Genomic DNA, 17,609 nt, shown 5'->3' on the forward strand with positions numbered 1-17,609 from the left:
CGGATGAACATGACCACCCTGCCCCCGCAGACCACCATCAACGGCGTCCAGTTCAACGCCACCCCCGGCCAGCGCCCCGTGCGGGTCGATGGCTGCGTAACCATCCCCGAGCTGTTCCAGAAACGCTGCGCCGCCCTGGGCGACCGCACCGCGCATCGGGAAAAGGATCTGGGCATCTGGAAATCCTATTCCTGGGCCGACTACTGGCAGCACGCCAAGTGGATCGGGCTGGCGCTGCGCAAGCTGGGGCTGCAACGCGGCGAGGTCGTCTCGATCCTGTCCGAGGACCGCAAGGAATGGGCGTGGTTCGATCTGGGCATCCAATGCGTCGGCGGCATCGCGTCGGGCGTCTACACCACCGATTCCGCCAGCCAGCTGAAATACCTGGTCAATGACAGCGACAGCCGCTTTCTGATCGTCGAGGACGAAGAGCAGCTGGACAAATTCCTAGACATCGAAGACGAGGTGCCCGGCCTGTTGAAGGTCATCATCCTCGAGGACGAAGGCCTGCACGACCTGGCCCATCCCCGCTGCATGATGATCGAGGATCTCTATGCCCTCGGCCGCGCGGCCGAGCGCGAAGAACCGGGCCGGTTCGAGGCGGAAATCGCGCTGGCCACGCCGCAGGACACGGCGCTGCTGATCTATACCTCGGGCACCACCGGCATGCCCAAGGGCGCGATGCTGAGCAACGAAAACATCATGGCCGCGATCGAATGCGGCGCACGCTGCCTGCCCGCGCTGGAAACCGACGAGCAGCTTTGCTTTTTGCCGCTGTGTCATATCCTTGAACGCGACGTGTCGATCTATTTCCCGCTTGCTTCGAAATGCACAGTGAATTTCGCCGAAAGCCCCGAGACGGTCTTTGCCAACCTGCAGGAAGTGTCGCCCTCGACCTTCACCGCCGTCCCGCGCGTGTGGGAAAAGATCTATTCGCAGGTGCTGATCATGGCGCAAGAGGCCACCCCGGCCGGGCGCGCCGCCTTTGGCATGGCGCTGAAGGCCGGGATGAAGCGTGCCGAATACATCCTGCAGGGCAGACCGGTGCCGCCGGCGGTGGCCGCGAATTTCTGGCTGTGGGATCGGCTGGCGCTACGCAACCTGCGCCGGATGCTGGGCATGGACCGGCTGCGGCGCGGCGGGTCGGGCGCGGCCCCGATCTCGCCCGAGCTGCTGAAATGGTACTGGGCCATCGGCGTGCCGCTGGTCGAGGGCTTCGGCATGACCGAGACCTCGGGCATCGCCACGCTGAACACGCCCGAGGCCAACCACATCGGTACCATCGGCAATCCCGCACCGGGGATCGACCTGCGCATCTCGGACGAGGGCGAAATCCAGATCCGCGGCCTGAACGTGTTCCAGGGCTATTGGCGCAACAATGCCAAGACCGCCGAGACCTTCACCGCCGACGGCTGGCTGCGCACCGGCGATATGGGGCACGTGGACGCGGACGGCTATGTCACCATCACCGGGCGCCTCAAGGACATCATCATCACCGCCGGCGGCAAGAACATAACCCCGGCCGAGATCGAAAGCCGGTTGAAGTTCTCGCATTACATCTCGGACGCGGTGATCATCGGCGACCGCCGCAAGTACCTGACGGCGCTGGTGATGATAGATCAGGAAAACGTCGAGAAGTTCGCGCAGGACCGCAAGGTGCCGTTCTCGAACTTCGCCTCGCTCTGCGCTGCAGCCGAGGTGCGCGAACTGATCGGTGCCGAGGTTGCGGCTGTGAACAGGGAATTCGCGCGGGTCGAGCAGATCAAGGATTTCCGCCTGATCAACGTGCTCTTGACCGCCGAAGACGACGAACTGACCGCGACGATGAAACTGAAACGCAGCCTGGTGGAAAAGAAACACGCGCATCTCATTGAAGACATGTACAAATAGAACAGGGATCAATCCCAAGGGAGGAAGACACATGACCAAAGCAATCAGACGGCTGGCGGCTGCAACCGCCCTGTCCGCCCTGGCCTCGATGGGCTGGGCCGAAACGCAAGGCGTGACCGACGACGAAATCGTCATCGGCTCGGTCAATGACCTCAGCGGCATTTTCGCCGCCGTGGGGGTTCCGGCCACCAAGGGCGCGAACGTGGTGTTCGACCGGGTCAACGCCAATGGCGGCGTGCATGGCCGCAAGATCCGCTATGTGGTCGAGGACAACGGATACCAGATGCCGCGCGCGATGCAGGGCTACAACAAGCTGCTGAACCGCGACAAGGTGTTTGCGATGCTGCAATCGCTGGGCACGCCGATGAACCTGGCCGGGTTCAAACTGCTGGATCCCAAAGGCATCCCCAACGTCGCCCCCCTGTCGGCCGCGCGGCAGATGCTGCAGGAGCCGATGAAGAACAAGTTCACCTCGTTTTCCAGCTATTACGACCAGGCGCGCGTGGGCGTGAAATATCTGGCGCAGGAATTCGGTGGCGACAAGGTCTGCACGATGTATCTGCCGACTGATTTCGGCAAGGAAATCCTGGAAGGCAGCCAGGAGGGCGCCAAGGAAGCCGGCATTACCTTTGCCGCGGAAACTACTCATAAACCTGACGAAACCGATTTCGTGGGCTCGCTCAGCAAGCTGAAGGAAGAAGGCTGCGACATCGTCACAATCGCCTTGGGCGTGCGGCAGGCCATCACCGTGGTCGGCACCGCCAAGAAGATGGGCCTGACCGACATGAAATTCCTGGGCACCTCGGCCAGCTTCCTGACCGTGGTGGCACAGGTGCCGGGTGGAGTGACCGACGGCTTCTGCGCCGCCGCCTCGTGGCAGGACTTGTGGGCCCGCGCGGATGAACCGGCCCCCAAGGCCTTCATCGAGGAATACAAGGCCGCCACCGGCGAAGACCCGGTGGGCTTTTCGATGCTGGGCTATGCTGCGGCCGAAATGATGGTCAAGGCGCTGGAGGCGGCAGGCCCCGACCTGACCCAGGAAAGCTTTATCGCGGCAATGGAGACGCTGGACTATCAGGATGAACTGGTCGGCAACCACATGACATTTGGCCCCGATGACCATCAGGGCGCCGATACGGTCTACGTCAACGTGGTGGAAAACGGCGCGTGGAAAATGGTCTACGAAGAGTAAGGCCGGAGAAAATCAACGAAAAAAGGGCTCGCGGTTGCGAGCCCTTTGCATTTGAAAAACTCGGTAGCGATTAACGCTTCGAGAACTGGAACGAACGGCGGGCTTTGCGCTTGCCGTATTTCTTGCGTTCCACAACGCGGCTGTCGCGGGTCAGGAAGCCCGCGGCTTTCAGGGCACCGCGCAGGCTGGGATCGTACAGCTGCAGCGCTTTCGAGATGCCGTGCTTGACCGCACCGGCCTGACCGGTCAGGCCACCGCCCTTGACGGTTGCCACAACGTCGAATTCACCTTCGACACCGGCAACCTGGAACGGCTGGCGCAGGATCAGCTGCAGAACGGGGCGTGCGAAATACACGTCCTGGTCCTTGCCGTTCACGGTGACCTTGCCGGAACCCGGCTTGATCCAAACGCGGGCAACAGCGTCTTTACGCTTGCCGGTTGCATAGGAGCGACCCAGTTCGTCACGCACGGGCTCGCGCACAACAACTTCTTCGGCCACGGTTTCAACGCCTGCGACGGCGCTCAGCTCTTCGAGAGTATTGATCTGATCAGCCATCGGTCTTTAGCTCCGGGTGTTTTTCTTGTTCATGGATTTGACATCCAGAACTTCGGGGGCCTGGGCTTCGTGCGGGTGCTCGGCACCGGCATAGATGCGCAGATTGGTCATCTGCTGACGCGACAGACGGTTGCCCGGCAGCATGCGCTTGACGGCCTGAAAGACCACACGCTCGGGGTGCGCGCCTTCCAGGATCTGTTGCTTGGTGCGCGACTTGATGCCGCCCGGGTGGCCAGTGTGCCAGTAGAAGTGCTCGTCGCGCTTCTTGCCGGTCATCTGGATCTTGTCGGCGTTGATGACGATGACGTTGTCGCCCATGTCCATGTTCGGGGTGAACGACGGCTTGTGCTTGCCACGCAGGCGCATGGCGACGATCGAGGCAAGACGGCCCAGAACAACGCCCTCGGCGTCGATCAGGATCCACTTCTTGTCGATGTCTGCAGGAGTTGCAGAGAAGGTTTTCATGTCAGGACAATCCTGTTTGATGTGAAAGGCCGCCCCAAAGGTGGACCGGCCCGAATTCGATGGATGGGTATTTAGACGGCCCGTAAGTGCACGTCAAGAATGGTAGCGTCCAATTAATTATTATAAAACATTAGCTTATAAAATAGGTATCTATTTACCCCAAATCAAACGCTGATTTGTTCGGGCGGATTGTCCAGTAAGGCGCGCAGACGCAGCATGGCGGATTCGAACTGCTTCAGCGAGACATGCCCGTTCATGGCAATGCGCACGGCATTTGGCGCTCGTCCATCCCTCAGCGCGAATTCATCTGCCGATCGGAGTTGAATGCCCTCCCGCTCGGCGGCTCTGCTGAAGGCTGCAGCACGCCAGCCGGAGGGCAGGCTTAGCCAGACAAAGGGAATGTCGGCGTCCCAGTTCAGATTGAAGCCACCCAGTGCATTGACGGCCACCCGTACATACTCACCCATCTTCGCGCGAACATCCCGCGCCATTTGCCGGGATTGAGGGTGACTGAGGAGCAAGCGGGTCAGTTCGGCCAATGGCTGCGCCAACCCGAAGTACCCGTATTCCGCCGATCGGCGCAGGTCTCCGCTGCGTTCCCGCGGAGCGATGGCGAACCCCACGCGCAACGCCGGCGTAAGGGTCTTGGAAATCGACGACACGTGCCAGCCCCGTTCAGGCGCAAGAGCCCTGTAACTGGGTGCGCGTGCCTCGCCCATACGATAGCAATCGTCCTCGATGATTTGCAGATCGTGGCGGCGGGCGATCTCGATCACCTCGTTGCGGCGTTCAAGAGGAGAATGGCCACCGGTCGGATTCTGAACTTCGGGCGACACGCAGATCGCCTGCGCACTAGTTTGACGAAGGATGTGGTCCAGCGCGTCGGGGCTGATACCCCATTTGTCCATTTTCACACCGACAACTTCGGCGCGCATCAACTCACCGGCGCGACGGAACCCCGCATAAGAAAGGTCTTCGACCAGAACAACGGGTTTCGGATCGCGCAGAACGGTCTGAAACACGACGCACAGTCCGCTTTGTCCGCCATGCGTAAGAACGATGTCATCGGCGTTCAAAGCACCCAGCGGCAAGTCGGAGAGCCAATCAACAACAGCCTGGCGCACCGGCAGGTAAGCGTCACGGGTGGGATAGTTCATGAACATCTTCGGATCCCCCTGCGCCACCTTGGCAAGGCATGACCGTATCAGGGACACCTGCCCGACATCTGGCAGTCGCGGGCTGAACAGGCTGACATTGGCGTCATACTTGTCGTCCCGAAGATGAAGCTGCCGTGACCAGACATCGTCCAGCAATGGCATTTTCGGTGGTGCCACGAATGTACCACGCCCGACCTCGGCCTGCAGCAACCCCTCCTCGGTCAGAATGGAATAAGCCCGGGCGACCGTTCCTGGTGTGATTTGCAATCGATATGCCAGCTCCCGCACCGGAGGAAGTTTCACCCCGACTTCCAGCTGCTTGTTTTCGATGGCTTTTCGAATTGTATCGGCGACCAGAGTGTACTTTGGCCCCTTGGATTTTGGCAGATCTGTCGGCCAAATTGTATCCATTACAATTCTTCCTTTGCGTTCAACACAATCCCGAATGTATCACAACAATGTACCGAACATTTATGCTTTGTGTCAATACAATTTGAAAGGATACTTACCATGACACGCGCAATGCACACCTCCGCCCTCTTGCTGCTGAACGACAGCCCCCGGCTGCCTCTGATCGCTGCGCTGGCCGTGCGTTTTGCGGCGACTGTCACCCAATGGGAACGCCGGCGCCGCAGTCGCGTCAACCTGAGCAGGCTGGACGACCGTCTGCTTAAGGATGTCGGACTGACGCGCTTTGAGGCTGACCGCGAAGCACGCCGCCAATTCTGGCTTGGCTAGAATATCCCCAGTCCCAATTACGGGACCTCTTCCTGTGCCGGGGCTTGTCCCCGGCATTTTTTTATCCGAACGCAGCTGCGGCGGATCCGGCAGGTGGCAGCGAGTAGGTCATGCTGGCGCGCGCCACCGGCGCCTCCTGCCCTTCCGAGTACATCAGGACGTCACCAACAGCCAGCGTACGCCCCAGTTTCAGCAACCTGCACTCGGCAATCATGTCGGCCCCACCGGCAGGTTTGCGCAGAAAATCCATGGAACTGCTGGTGGTCACCGCCAGCGATTGCTGGCCCTTTCGCGCTAGAACCATCGAATAGACGCAGACATCGGCCAGGGCGAACATCGAGGGCCCGGACACGGTTCCGCCCGGACGCAGATGCCGATCTTCGACAACGAGGCGCATGCGGATCGAGTCGTCGGTCAGATCCATGACGACGAAATCCTTGTGCACCTGCGGGAAGACCTGCGCCAGATATTCCGTCAGCTCTTCCTTGTTCATAGCCAATGACATGCTTCCCCTCCTCGATTTGCCGACCTAGAGTTGGCCCCACAGCCGGCAGGAGGGCAAGATGGCAATTTTGGAACGTAACGACACGGGCGCGATCGCTCATCTGAAAATGAATACGCCCGAGCGGCTGAATGCGCTGAGCGACGAAATGCTGGAGGCGCTGCAATCTGAACTGGATACCCTGCGCGATGATCGTACGATCCGCGCCGTGATACTGTCTGGGGCAGGCAAGGCGTTTTGTGCCGGTCACGACCTCAAGCAGATGACCGCAGGCCGGCAGGCCGAAGATGGCGGCAAGGCCTACTTCACCGATCTGTTCAATCGCTGCGCCCGAATGATGATGTCGATCCAATCCCTGCCCCAACCGGTGATCGCGCAGGTCCATGGCATTGCAACGGCCGCCGGCTGCCAACTGGTGGCGACCTGCGATCTGGCCGTGGCAGCCGAAGGAACGCGATTCGGCGTCAATGGCGTGAATATCGGTCTCTTCTGCTCGACGCCGATGGTGGCGCTGAGCCGCAACATTCCGCGAAAACTGGCGTTTGAGATGCTGACCACCGGTGATTTCATACCAGCGGAGCGGGCTGCCGAGCTGGGCCTGGTCAATCGTGTCGTTCCGGAAGCGCTGTTGGAGCATGAGACCCTGTCGTTGGCCGAGCAGTTGGCCTCCAAACTGGGCGCGGCGGTAAAGATCGGGAAACAGGCGTTTTATCAGCAACTTCAGATGCCTTTGGATCAGGCATATGCCTTTACCGGCGGCGTGATGGCCGAAAATATGCTGCACCGGGATACCGAGGAAGGTATTTCCGCATTTATCGAAAAACGCTCACCAAATTGGACCCAATGACGCAATTGTTATGGCTAAAATTATCGACTGTTCGCATTTTTGCACTTTTCAAAAGGGCATCTCTGTGGCAAAGCTGAGACAGGGCTGAGGCCCTCACTATCTTTTGGGTCGCCGTGGGCGGAAGGTCCCTCCAAGCTGGTTTCTCTCACCGGCGCAGACATTCCCGCAGCGGCGACCCCAAGACTTCCAAATAAAATCATAGCGTTGCTGCCTTGTTGGCGGCAGTTTTCGATGGCCGTTGCACGCGCGGGCCACCTGCCCTATTTGGACGCACATGACACAGAAATTGCATATCGTTGGCGGCGGCATGGCCGGATCCGAGGCCGCATGGCAGGCCGCCGAAATGGGCGTGGACGTCGTGATTCACGAAATGCGCCCCAAAGTGGGCACTTTTGCGCATCAAACCGGCAACCTGGGCGAGATGGTCTGTTCCAACTCGTTCCGGTCTGATGATGACGAGCAGAATGCCGTTGGTTTGCTGCATTGGGAAATGCGCGCGGCCAATGGGTTGATCATGACCACGGCAGACGCCCACCGACTTCCTGCGGGCGGCGCTCTTGCCGTAGACCGTGAACCTTTTGCCGAAACGGTGACCGCCAAGCTGAAGACGCACCCACGCGTCACCGTCACCGGTGAGGAAGTCACCACGCTTCCGGACGATGGACTTTGGATTTTTGCCACCGGTCCGCTGACCTCGCCAGCGTTGGGCGCAGCGATCCAGCGCGAGACCGGGGCCGAGGCGCTGGCCTTTTTCGACGCGATCGCCCCGATCGTCTACGCTGACACGATCGACATGAGCAAGGCTTGGATGCAGTCGCGCTATGACAAGGGTGAAACCGAGGAAGAGCGCACCGCCTATCTGAACTGCCCGATGGACCGTGACCAGTACGATGCCTTCATCGACGCGCTGCTGGCCGCTGACAAGACCGAGTTCCACGAAGGTGAAACCGCCGGCTATTTTGATGGCTGCCTGCCGATCGAGGTCATGGCCGAACGGGGCCGCGAGACCCTCCGCCACGGGCCCATGAAACCGGTGGGCCTAACCAATCCGCATCAGCCGGACGTAAAGCCCCATGCCGTGGTTCAACTGCGTCGCGACAACGCTTTGGGCACGCTGTTCAACATCGTTGGGTTCCAGACCAAGATGAAATATGGCGCCCAGACCGAGGTGTTCCGGATGATCCCGGGGCTCGAGAATGCCAGTTTTGCCCGACTGGGCGGCATCCATCGCAACACCTTCATCAACTCGCCCACCTTGCTGGATGCACAGATGCGCCTGAAATCCAAGCCAAACATCCGATTTGCCGGGCAGATCACCGGGGTTGAAGGATATGTCGAGAGCGCCGCGATGGGCCTGCTGGCAGGTCGTCTTGCAGCGGCAGAGATCCTTGGCCGCTCCCTGCCCCCGGTTCCACAGGACAGCGCCATGGGCGCGCTGATCCACCACATCACCGGCGGCGCAGAGGCCAAGACCTTTCAGCCTATGAACGTGAATTTTGGTTTGTTCCGACCGGTCGACGGGTTGAAAGGCGGACGGCGCGGCCGCAAGGATCGCTACAAAGCCTATACCGATCGCGCCAAGGAGGCATGGCAGCAGTGGCTGACGCAAAGCTGACTGGACGCAGACCGGGCCACGCGCCTAAACTGACGGCATGAGCGAGAAGTTCCTCAAAAACACATATGATCTGAACACGCCGCAGGAAACCCAGGCGCATTACCAGAAATGGGCGGCCTCTTACGAAGATGAGGTGGCCGAGCACGGGTATGCCACGCCGGGCCGCGTGGCCGAGGCGTTGTGGTCCAAGTTGCCGCAACCGGACACACCTATCCTTGACTATGGCTGCGGGACCGGGTTGTCCGGTGTCGCCTTGCACAAGGTCGGATACCGGGCAATCGACGGCGTCGATCCGACACCCGAGATGCTGAAAGGTGCTGCTGCCAAGGGCGTCTACCGCAACCTTGCTGCCATCGACATCACCGATCCCAACCCGTTGGAGACGGGGGCATACAAGGCAATCGCCGCGATCGGAGTGATCGGCGCCGGCGCCGCGCCGCCCCAGACATTCGACATGCTTATGAAAGTCTTGCCCAAAGGTGGCCTGCTGGCGTTTTCGTTCAACGACCATACATTGGATGATCCCGGCTATACCGGGCGCCTGAACGAATGGCTGGACATGGGAGCGGCGCGCCTTCTGTTTCGCGAACACGGACCGCACTTGCCAGGGCTGGACTTGAAATCCGACGTATATATCGTTGAAAAGACGTGAAATTCACCACAAGATTTGCCCCATCTCCAACCGGGCCATTGCATCTTGGTCATGCGTATTCTGCATTGCTGGCGTATGGCCTCGCTGCCCGAAACTCCGGCACGTTCCTGCTGCGGATCGAGGATATCGATCAGTCCCGGGCGCGTCGGCATTGGGAGGATCAGATCTATGACGATCTGACGTGGTTGGGTTTGACGTGGCCTCGCCCTGTGTTGCGGCAATCCGATCGTATGCCGCTCTATCGGCGGGCCTTGAACCGGCTGTGGTCCCAAGGGCTGCTATATCCGTGCACCTGCAATCGCAAGGATATCGCGGCCGCCGCCAGTGCGCCGCAGGAAGGGTATCCTCTGCACGGACCTGACGGCGTCATATATCCCGGAACATGCCGTGAAAAATGGACATATCAGGTGCAGTCCGCGATCCCGGAGGATGTGGCCCTGCGCCTCAATATGTCCGAAGCGCTGTGCCGGATCGCGAAGGACGCCACCGGGTTGAGGTTTCACGAAACCGGGTCCGGTCCGGATGGCGCGACTGGCTGGATAGAATTGTCGGACGAACAGATGCTGCACGGCGTCGGCGATGTTGTCCTCGCCCGACGGGGTATGGGCACGTCTTATCACCTGTCAGTCGTTCTGGATGATGCGGCCCAGAACATCTCACATGTGGTTCGCGGTCAGGATCTGTTTGACGCAACCGGGATTCACGTGGTGCTGCAGCGCTTGTTGGGGTTGGAGACGCCAATCTATCACCATCACCGACTGATCCGGGACGAAACGGGAAAACGGCTGGCCAAGCGAGACGACGCCAGGGCGATTGCGAAATACCGGGCCGAAGGAGCGACGCCCGAAGACGTCCGCGCAATGGTCGGTCTTTAGGCCCGCTAGGCGCCCTCAGGCCATCGGCGACATCAATTCGACCTCTTCCCCGTCCCGGACGGCGGTGTAGAAGCAGCTTCGGCGGTTTGTGTGGCAAGCGGGGCCGCTTTGTCGCACCAGAACCAACAGGCAATCCCGATCGCAATCGACGCGAAAATCCACCAACTCTTGCACGTGGCCCGAGCTTTCTCCCTTGACCCAGAAGGACTGGCGCGAGCGCGACCAATAGGTGACGCGCCCAGTTTCCAGCGTCTTTCGGATCGCCTCGGCGTTCATCCAAGCCATCATGAGAACCTCGCCGGTGCTCTCCTCTTGCGCGATGGCCGGGACCAACCCAGCCTCATTGAACTTGAGCGTCGACGGGTCGAACGTAGCAGAGCGCGACATCGCAAAAACCTTTTGCATCCCAGAACATGGCCACTATGTATGGGGAACATCCACCGAGGGAAACCCATGTCCGGCGAAACCGACCTGATCAAGCTCTACTCCGGGCGCATTCTGGCGCTGGCGGCCGACATTCCGCACCTGCAGCGGTTGGAAGATCCGGATGCGACCGTCAAGAAACGGTCGCCCTTGTGCGGCTCGACGGTTGCCGTGGACATCAAAGTACGGGACGGAAGGATCGCCGAGTTTGGCCAGGACGTGAAAGCCTGCGCACTGGGTCAGGCCGCAGCGGCAGTGGTCGGTGCATCGGTCATCGGAGCAACCCGCCCCCAAATCGAAACCGCGCGCGACCAGTTGGCGGCCATGCTGAAGAGTGACGGCCCCACCCCGGATGCGCCGTTTGACGAACTGGAAGTTCTGCGGCCCGCCCGCGATTACAAGAACCGGCACGCGTCGATCATGCTTGCGCTGGACGCGACCGCCGAGGCTTTCGAGAAGGCCGAACAATCCAACTGCGCCTGAACATGGTCTTTTGAATCGAAGGCGGCTAACCTCCTGACCAATTTGACGGAGAAGCCAATTGAACAACCTTCTGGAACATTTTGTAACCTTGTGGGTCGTCATCGACCCGATCGGAACCATCCCGGTTTTCATTGCCGTCACTGCGGGTATCGAAGCCGCCGCGCGCCGGCGCACTGCCCTGCTGGCCGCACTGATCAGTGCCGGCATCCTTCTGTTCTTTCTGGTCTTTGGACAATTGCTGATCGAGGCGCTGGATATCGGCCTCAACTCGTTTCAGGTCGCCGGCGGGATCATCCTGTTCCTGTTCGCGCTGACGATGATTTTTGGTGAAAGCAAACAGGAAATCGAACAGCGCCAGGCCGAAGAAGACATGGAAGACAAGCTGCACAGGCACAACCCGGCGATCTTCCCCTTGGCGGTCCCGTCATTGGCCTCACCCGGTGCTATGCTGGCCATCGTCATTCTGACGGACAACCACCGCTACAGCGTGGCGGATCAGGGCATTACTGCGCTGGTCATGCTGTCCGTGCTGGCCTGCGCCTTTGTGTTGATGTTGCTGGCCGAGCCAATCATCCGGCTGATCGGTCATTCGGGGGCGGCAATCATCAGCCGGGTCATGGGAATGATCCTGGCCTCGGTGGCCGTCAACTCGGTCCTGTCAGCCCTGCTTGAGATCTTCAAAACCGGTCAACTGTAAAAAAACCGCCGCTCCTTCCGGGCGGAAAGGGCGGCGGCAGTCAATGCGTTTCTCGCGTGGGGTCCGGATTACCGCGTGGGGCCGAGGCACGGCCCCTTCAAGGGGTTTGGGACAGGCAGGTCACCCTTGACTGAAATGGGGATGACATACGCGGGTTGATCGGCACGAGATCGCAGGCAGAAAGGCTTAGAACCCGACGGGCACGTGAAGCGCCACCATCAGCATGACAACCAGCGAAGCTACGCCGGCTGCATCCTGCAAAAGCGTGGCTTGCGAACGGCTGAAAGCGCTTTTGATCTGGGTCAGCATGTTTCACCTCCGGTCGGGGATTAATCCTTTGTTGACCTTTTGTTCTCATATTTCCGGGGATCAGTAAAGAACTTTATGAGAACATTTGTGAACTTTTTGCGCGCAACCCGCTAACCCACTGAAATCAAACGGATGGCCTGATCCTGTTTCATCAACCAAAGAAGAACACGCGCGGCCTGACCTCTTTCCGAGGTCAATTTCGGGTCCGAAGCCAGCAGCGCACGCGCGTCAGATTGTGCAACAGCCATAAGTCCAGCCTGCCGTTCTAGGTCGGCAATCTGGAACCGGGGAAGACCGGATTGAGCGGTCCCGATCAGGTCCCCTGCCCCGCGCATCTCGAGGTCCGTTTCGGCAATTCTGAATCCATCTTCGGTTTCCCGCAGAACTTCCAGCCGTCTTCGGCCTCCTTCGCTGAGCGGCGCTTGATACATCAACAGACAGGTTGACGCGTCATGCCCGCGTCCGACCCGACCGCGTAGCTGGTGCAACTGGGCCAGCCCGAAGATTTCCGCCCGCTCAATGACCATGATCGTGGCGTTGGGGACGTTTACTCCCACCTCAATGACCGTCGTCGCAACCAAAACCTTGGTCCGCCCGTCCTGAAAGGCGGCCATTGCCGCATCTTTCTCGGCCGGGGGCATCTGTCCGTGCACAAGGCCGACGATTCCGTCACCCAGCTGGGCCCGCAAGTGTTTGAACCGTTCCTCGGCCGCGGTGAGGTCGGAGACCTCGGATTCGTCGACCAGCGGACAGACCCAATAACACTGCTTTCCGTCTTCGATCGCGCGGCGCAGATGATCGACCACCTCCTCCATGCGCGACGTGCTGACAATCGCAGTTTTGACCGGTTTGCGTCCCGGCGGTTTCTCATCCAGGACCGAGACGTCCATATCCCCATATTGTGCAAGCGCAAGGCTGCGTGGGATCGGTGTGGCTGTCATGACCAGAACATCGGCCCCCTGTCCCTTCTCAGAGAGCTCCATCCGCTGGCGGACACCGAACCTGTGCTGTTCGTCGACAATCGCCAGACGCAAGTCATGGAATGCCACATCGTTCTGGAAAACCGCGTGAGTGCCCACCAGAATTTGGATGTCACCCGCCTTGAGCGCGGCCAGCTTCGCCTTGCGCTCGGACCCCTTGTCCCGTCCCGTCAGGATTTCGAGAACCACGCCGGCGTCCTCAGCCAGGGGGCGAAGGCCCTCCAGATGCTGGCGCGCGAGGATCTCGGTCGGAGCCATCATGACACCCTGAGCACCGGCCTCTACCGCAACCAGAAGCGCCATGAACGCAACCAGTGTCTTGCCGGATCCGACGTCCCCCTGCAGCAGGCGGTTCATTCGGGTCGGAGCACCCATGTCCTCGGTTATCTCGCGTATGGCACGCAACTGCGCCCCAGTGGGTTTGTACGGAAGCGCATCCAGTACACGGGTCTGCAACGCCCCGGTCGCGACACTTACGGTTCCAGGAGTTTTGCGTTCTCGCAGTCGGGCCAGAGCCAGAGTCAGTTGATGGGCGAACAGTTCGTCATAGGCCAGACGTTCGCGCGCGGGAGCAAACGCTGCCACGTCATCGGCACCTTGCGGTGTGTGAGCCGCCCGGACTGCATCGGCCCAGGTCGGCCAGCTCTGGCGGGCAACCTGTGCAGGATCCGCCCATTCCGCCAAATCTGGCAGGCGTGCCAGCGCGCTTTGCGCCGCCTTGTAGGCCGTCTTTTGGGTGACACCTTGGGTAAGGTGATAGACCGGTTCAAACTCGGGGATGCTGTTCGCCTGTTCGACCGGCAGAATGTGGTCCGGGTGAACCATTTGCGCTGTACCGTCAAACAGTTCGAGCTTGCCGGACACCACCCGTCTCGCCCCCTCAGGCAGGACCTTTTTCAGGTAGTCGGCCCGGGCGTGAAAGAAGACCAGCTGGAAATCGGTCTGACTGTCCTGCACGAAAATCCGATAGGCTCCGCCCCTGTTGTGCGGCGGGCGGTGGGCGCCGACGGTGACTTCCACCGTGAGTGTTTTCGGCAGATCGACGCCCCGGATCGTATCACGCCGCCGCCGGTCAACCACTGCATATGGCAATGCAAACAGCAGATCGCGTGGCGTTTCCAGCCCGGTCTGCGCCAGCAGGCGTGCGGTCTTGGGACCGATACCATCCAGCGTCTCGAGCCCTGCAAAAAGCGGGAACAGTTGCTCTGGACGGCCGCTCATGCGTCCCCGATCAACTGCAGCCAGCTGTCTTCATCCAAGGTTTCGATCCCCAGCTCTGCCGCCTTCTTGGCCTTGGAACCTGCGCCGGGGCCGGCCACCAGATAGTCCGTTTTTGCGCTGACTGAGCCAGCCACTTTGGCCCCCAAGGCTTCCGCGCGGGCCTTTGCTTCGGCCCGGGTCATTTTTTCGAGCGTACCCGTAAAGACAACCGTTTTTCCCGCGACTGGGCTGCCCGATGTATCCGGCCGTTTGGCCTCTTGTACGTTCAGTTGGGCGACCAGCGCATCGATGCTTTGGCGCTCTGCGTCCTGAGCAAATGTCGAAACCAGGGTCCGGGCCATGACTTCACCGACGCCGTCGATATTCAGCAGTTCATCCCATTCGGGTCCGCTGAATTGGCTGGCAGCCGTGACAGCCTGCTCGAACGCGTCCCACGTGCCGTAGTGATTGGCGATCAGGTTCGAGGCGGCTTCACCAAGGTGTCGAATACCCAGCGCAAACAGAAGGCGGCCCAGCGGTATTGTCCGCTTTTCCTCGATCGCGGCAAAGAGTTTTGCGGCGCTCTGACTGCCCCAGCCTTTTCGGTTGGCCAGCTTGTTCAGATTTGCAGCGTCCCGCTTTTGCAATGTGAAAATGTCTGCCGGCGTACGGATCGGCAGATCCGGGTCGTTGTAGAACATTTCGATCTGCTTGGCCCCCAACCCATCGATGTCAAACGCCTTGCGGGAAACGAAGTGCTTCAGTTTCTCGACCGCTTGCGCCGGGCAGATCACCCCTCCGGTACAGCGGCGCACCGAGTCGCCTTCCTCGCGGATCGCGTCGCTGCCGCATTCCGGACATTTCGTCGGAAACTCAAACGGGACAGCTTGTTCCGGCCTTTTGCTCAGGTCGACGTCGGCTATTTTTGGGATCACATCGCCGGCGCGGTACACCTGCACCCAATCGCCAACACGTATATCTTTGCCGTCGCGGATCTGTTCGCCTTTCGAATCCCGACCGGCGATGTAGTCTTCGTTGTGCAAGGTTGCATTGGACACGACCACACCGCCAACCGTCACCGGGTGCAGCCGCGCAACCGGGCTAAGCGCGCCGGTGCGGCCAACTTGAATGTCAATCGCCTCAAGCCGGGTCCAGGCGAGTTCGGCAGGAAATTTATGAGCGATCGCCCATCTTGGTGTGGTCGAGCGAAACCCAAGACGGGCCTGCAACGACAAATCGTTCACTTTGTAGACGACGCCGTCGATGTCATAGCCAAGCGTAGAGCGCTGCTCTTCGATTGCGCGGTAGTGCTCCAGCATTTGCGCGGTCGAGCTGCAAACGGTAGTCAGGTCGTTGGTGGAAAAGCCAAAGGACTTCAATCGATCCAACGCAGATGACTGGGTGGTTCCCAACGGCTCGGACAGTTCGCCCCAGGCATAGGCGAAGAACCGCAGGGGCCTTGCGCGCGTAACTTCTGGGTCAAGCTGGCGTAGCGAACCGGCGGCCGCATTTCTCGGATTCGCAAACAACTTCGCCCCCGCCTCTGCCTGCTTGGCATTCAGCTTCTCGAAATCGTCATGAGACATATAGACTTCGCCGCGAACCTCCAGGATCCCGGGCGCGTCGGCGATCTTTTGAGGGATATCTGAAAAGGTCAACGCATTGGCCGTGACGTTTTCGCCAACTTCCCCATCGCCCCGTGTTGCCGCCTGCACCAGTTCGCCGTCCACATAACGCAGAGACAGCGACAAACCGTCGATCTTTGGTTCGGCCGTGAATTCGAGGGGCGCCTCTTCGCTCAGCCCAAGATAGTTTCGAACGGACCGAACGAAGTCTGCTACATCCTCATCGTCGAATGCGTTGCCAAGCGACATCATGCGGACCGCATGGATCACTTTGCCGAAACCGTCCACCGGCCGCGCACCAACCTGATCGCTGGGGCTGTCGGTGCGCTTTAGCTGCGGAAACCGCGACTCGATTTCGAGATTCCGTAGTTTCAGGGCATCGTATTCGGCATCCGAGATCTCGGGCGCGTCCTGACCGTGATAAAGGTCGTTGGCCCGCTGCAGGAGTTCCGCAAGACGTGCCAACTCCTCTCGAGCCTGATCCTCGGTCAGATCTTCTACTGCAATCAAATTGCTCATGGCCTCGCCCTGTCACATCGTCTTGGACCCCAGTGATAGGGCGAGGTCATGGTCAGGTCCAGATGTGCTGAGCCGTGAGTGCGAGTGCCACCCTGGACCGCGGTGGCAGATGGGTCAGATTTTCAGGCGCCGACGGCCAAGCGAGTGTTTTCCACCGTGTCCGTCTGGGGGTCGCGCAATACATATCCTCGGCCCCACACCGTTTCGATGTAGTTCTCGCCGCCCGTGGCGTTGCTGAGCTTTTTGCGCAGCTTGCAGATGAAAACGTCGATGATCTTGAGTTCCGGCTCGTCCATGCCGCCGTAAAGGTGGTTGAGGAACATCTCCTTGGTCAGGGTCGTGCCCTTGCGCAGGCTCAGAAGCTCCAGCATCTGGTATTCCTTGCCGGTCAGATGCACCGCCTGATTGTCGACCTCGACCGTCTTGGCATCCAGATTGACCGCGATTCGTCCGGTTCGGATAGTCGATTGCGAATGACCTTTGGATCGGCGGATGATCGCATGGATCCGCGCCACCAACTCCTCGCGGTGGAACGGTTTGGTCAGGTAGTCGTCGGCCCCGAAACCGAAGCCCTTGATCTTGCTTTCGGTGTCGTCGGCTCCGGACAGGATCAGGATCGGCGTTTCAACCCTTGCAATGCGCAACTGACGCAGGACTTCATGTCCGTTCATGTCCGGCAGGTTCAGGTCAAGCAGGATCAGATCGTAGTCATACAGCTTGGCCAGATCTATGCCTTCTTCGCCCAGGTCCGTCGCATACACGTTCAGGTTGGCATGCGTCAGCATCAGCTCGATGCTTTTTGACGTGGTCGGATCATCCTCGACAAGAAGAATTCGCATTGCACTGCTCCAATTCAGCTCAACTATTCCAGTTCGGGTTAACCC

The 17,609-nt window shown here is 60.0% G+C and carries 18 protein-coding genes; 9 read left to right on the forward strand and 9 right to left on the reverse strand.

Annotated elements, in window-relative coordinates; genetic code table 11:
• Positions 1-3: 3 nt before the first annotated feature.
• Together ACR0LD_RS05050 and ACR0LD_RS05055 are read left to right on the forward strand one after the other, a co-directional pair.
• The gene (locus ACR0LD_RS05050; RefSeq protein WP_480635804.1) at positions 4-1,890 is read left to right on the forward strand and encodes an AMP-dependent synthetase/ligase; all 1,887 of its coding nucleotides are present in this window, start codon (positions 4-6) and stop codon (positions 1,888-1,890) included.
• Between the two features lie 31 nt (positions 1,891-1,921).
• Positions 1,922-3,082, forward strand: coding sequence for an ABC transporter substrate-binding protein (locus ACR0LD_RS05055; RefSeq protein WP_480635806.1), 1,161 nt, complete (start codon positions 1,922-1,924; stop codon positions 3,080-3,082).
• Between the two features lie 70 nt (positions 3,083-3,152).
• On the opposite strand, the gene rpsI is transcribed toward ACR0LD_RS05055, so the two are convergent.
• The 3 genes from rpsI to ACR0LD_RS05070 all read right to left on the reverse strand — a co-directional run bounded on the left by rpsI (position 3,153) and on the right by ACR0LD_RS05070 (position 5,671).
• A complete protein-coding gene (gene rpsI, locus ACR0LD_RS05060; protein WP_005983014.1) occupies positions 3,153-3,638 on the reverse strand; it encodes a 30S ribosomal protein S9 in 486 nt (161 codons plus the stop codon).
• Between the two features lie 6 nt (positions 3,639-3,644).
• The gene (gene rplM / locus ACR0LD_RS05065) at positions 3,645-4,103 is read right to left on the reverse strand and encodes a 50S ribosomal protein L13 (protein ID WP_170339225.1); all 459 of its coding nucleotides are present in this window, start codon (positions 4,101-4,103) and stop codon (positions 3,645-3,647) included.
• A 164-nt stretch (positions 4,104-4,267) separates the two neighbouring features.
• Positions 4,268-5,671 carry an aminotransferase-like domain-containing protein gene (locus ACR0LD_RS05070; protein WP_480635809.1) on the reverse strand — a complete coding sequence of 468 codons (1,404 nt, stop codon included), beginning with the start codon at positions 5,669-5,671 and terminating at the stop codon, positions 4,268-4,270.
• Positions 5,672-5,770: 99 nt separating this feature from the next.
• Between ACR0LD_RS05070 and ACR0LD_RS05075 the strand changes: the two genes are divergently transcribed.
• Positions 5,771-5,998: a DUF1127 domain-containing protein gene (locus ACR0LD_RS05075; RefSeq protein WP_170367090.1), complete on the forward strand. Its 228-nt coding sequence runs from the start codon at positions 5,771-5,773 to the stop codon at positions 5,996-5,998.
• A gap of 61 nt (positions 5,999-6,059) precedes the next feature.
• Here the strand turns inward: ACR0LD_RS05075 and ACR0LD_RS05080 are convergent, their stop codons facing one another.
• Entirely contained in the window at positions 6,060-6,503 is a 444-nt protein-coding gene (locus ACR0LD_RS05080) for a PaaI family thioesterase (RefSeq protein WP_480635811.1), read from the reverse strand.
• 58 nt (positions 6,504-6,561) lie between these two features.
• On the opposite strand from ACR0LD_RS05080, the gene ACR0LD_RS05085 reads away from it, so the two are divergent.
• From ACR0LD_RS05085 to gluQRS, 4 genes are all read left to right on the forward strand, one after another.
• Complete coding sequence (locus ACR0LD_RS05085) at positions 6,562-7,347, forward strand: enoyl-CoA hydratase (RefSeq protein WP_480635813.1); 786 nt, start codon at positions 6,562-6,564, stop codon at positions 7,345-7,347.
• Positions 7,348-7,621: 274 nt separating this feature from the next.
• A complete protein-coding gene (trmFO, locus tag ACR0LD_RS05090) occupies positions 7,622-8,962 on the forward strand; it encodes a methylenetetrahydrofolate--tRNA-(uracil(54)-C(5))-methyltransferase (FADH(2)-oxidizing) TrmFO (protein WP_480635814.1) in 1,341 nt (446 codons plus the stop codon).
• Positions 8,963-8,999: 37 nt separating this feature from the next.
• Positions 9,000-9,614: a class I SAM-dependent DNA methyltransferase gene (locus ACR0LD_RS05095; protein WP_170432707.1), complete on the forward strand. Its 615-nt coding sequence runs from the start codon at positions 9,000-9,002 to the stop codon at positions 9,612-9,614.
• Positions 9,611-10,489: a tRNA glutamyl-Q(34) synthetase GluQRS gene (gluQRS, locus tag ACR0LD_RS05100; RefSeq protein ID WP_480635816.1), complete on the forward strand. Its 879-nt coding sequence runs from the start codon at positions 9,611-9,613 to the stop codon at positions 10,487-10,489. The genes ACR0LD_RS05095 and gluQRS overlap by 4 nt, the downstream gene beginning before the upstream one ends.
• Before the next feature lie 15 nt (positions 10,490-10,504).
• Here the strand turns inward: gluQRS and hisI are convergent, their stop codons facing one another.
• Entirely contained in the window at positions 10,505-10,894 is a 390-nt protein-coding gene (gene hisI, locus ACR0LD_RS05105) for a phosphoribosyl-AMP cyclohydrolase (protein ID WP_170357778.1), read from the reverse strand.
• Positions 10,895-10,942: 48 nt separating this feature from the next.
• Between hisI and ACR0LD_RS05110 the strand changes: the two genes are divergently transcribed.
• Positions 10,943-11,395, forward strand: coding sequence for an iron-sulfur cluster assembly scaffold protein (locus ACR0LD_RS05110; RefSeq protein ID WP_480635818.1), 453 nt, complete (start codon positions 10,943-10,945; stop codon positions 11,393-11,395).
• Between the two features lie 58 nt (positions 11,396-11,453).
• The gene (locus tag ACR0LD_RS05115) at positions 11,454-12,092 is read left to right on the forward strand and encodes a MarC family protein (protein WP_093962021.1); all 639 of its coding nucleotides are present in this window, start codon (positions 11,454-11,456) and stop codon (positions 12,090-12,092) included.
• 186 nt (positions 12,093-12,278) lie between these two features.
• Here the strand turns inward: ACR0LD_RS05115 and ACR0LD_RS05120 are convergent, their stop codons facing one another.
• The 4 genes from ACR0LD_RS05120 to ctrA all read right to left on the reverse strand — a co-directional run bounded on the left by ACR0LD_RS05120 (position 12,279) and on the right by ctrA (position 17,564).
• Complete coding sequence (locus tag ACR0LD_RS05120; protein WP_261391793.1) at positions 12,279-12,401, reverse strand: hypothetical protein; 123 nt, start codon at positions 12,399-12,401, stop codon at positions 12,279-12,281.
• A gap of 110 nt (positions 12,402-12,511) precedes the next feature.
• On the reverse strand, positions 12,512-14,602 hold the full coding sequence (gene recG / locus ACR0LD_RS05125; protein WP_480635820.1) for an ATP-dependent DNA helicase RecG: 2,091 nt from the start codon (positions 14,600-14,602) through the stop codon (positions 12,512-12,514).
• Positions 14,599-16,725: an NAD-dependent DNA ligase LigA gene (ligA, locus tag ACR0LD_RS05130; protein ID WP_480635822.1), complete on the reverse strand. Its 2,127-nt coding sequence runs from the start codon at positions 16,723-16,725 to the stop codon at positions 14,599-14,601. Before ligA ends, recG begins: the two co-directional genes overlap by 4 nt.
• Before the next feature lie 122 nt (positions 16,726-16,847).
• Positions 16,848-17,564 (reverse strand): response regulator transcription factor CtrA, encoded by a 717-nt coding sequence (gene ctrA, locus ACR0LD_RS05135; RefSeq protein ID WP_480635823.1) that lies wholly within the window; start codon positions 17,562-17,564, stop codon positions 16,848-16,850.
• Positions 17,565-17,609: the final 45 nt, after the last annotated feature.

The sequence above is a fragment of the Ruegeria sp. BF8 genome (genome assembly GCF_056538625.1).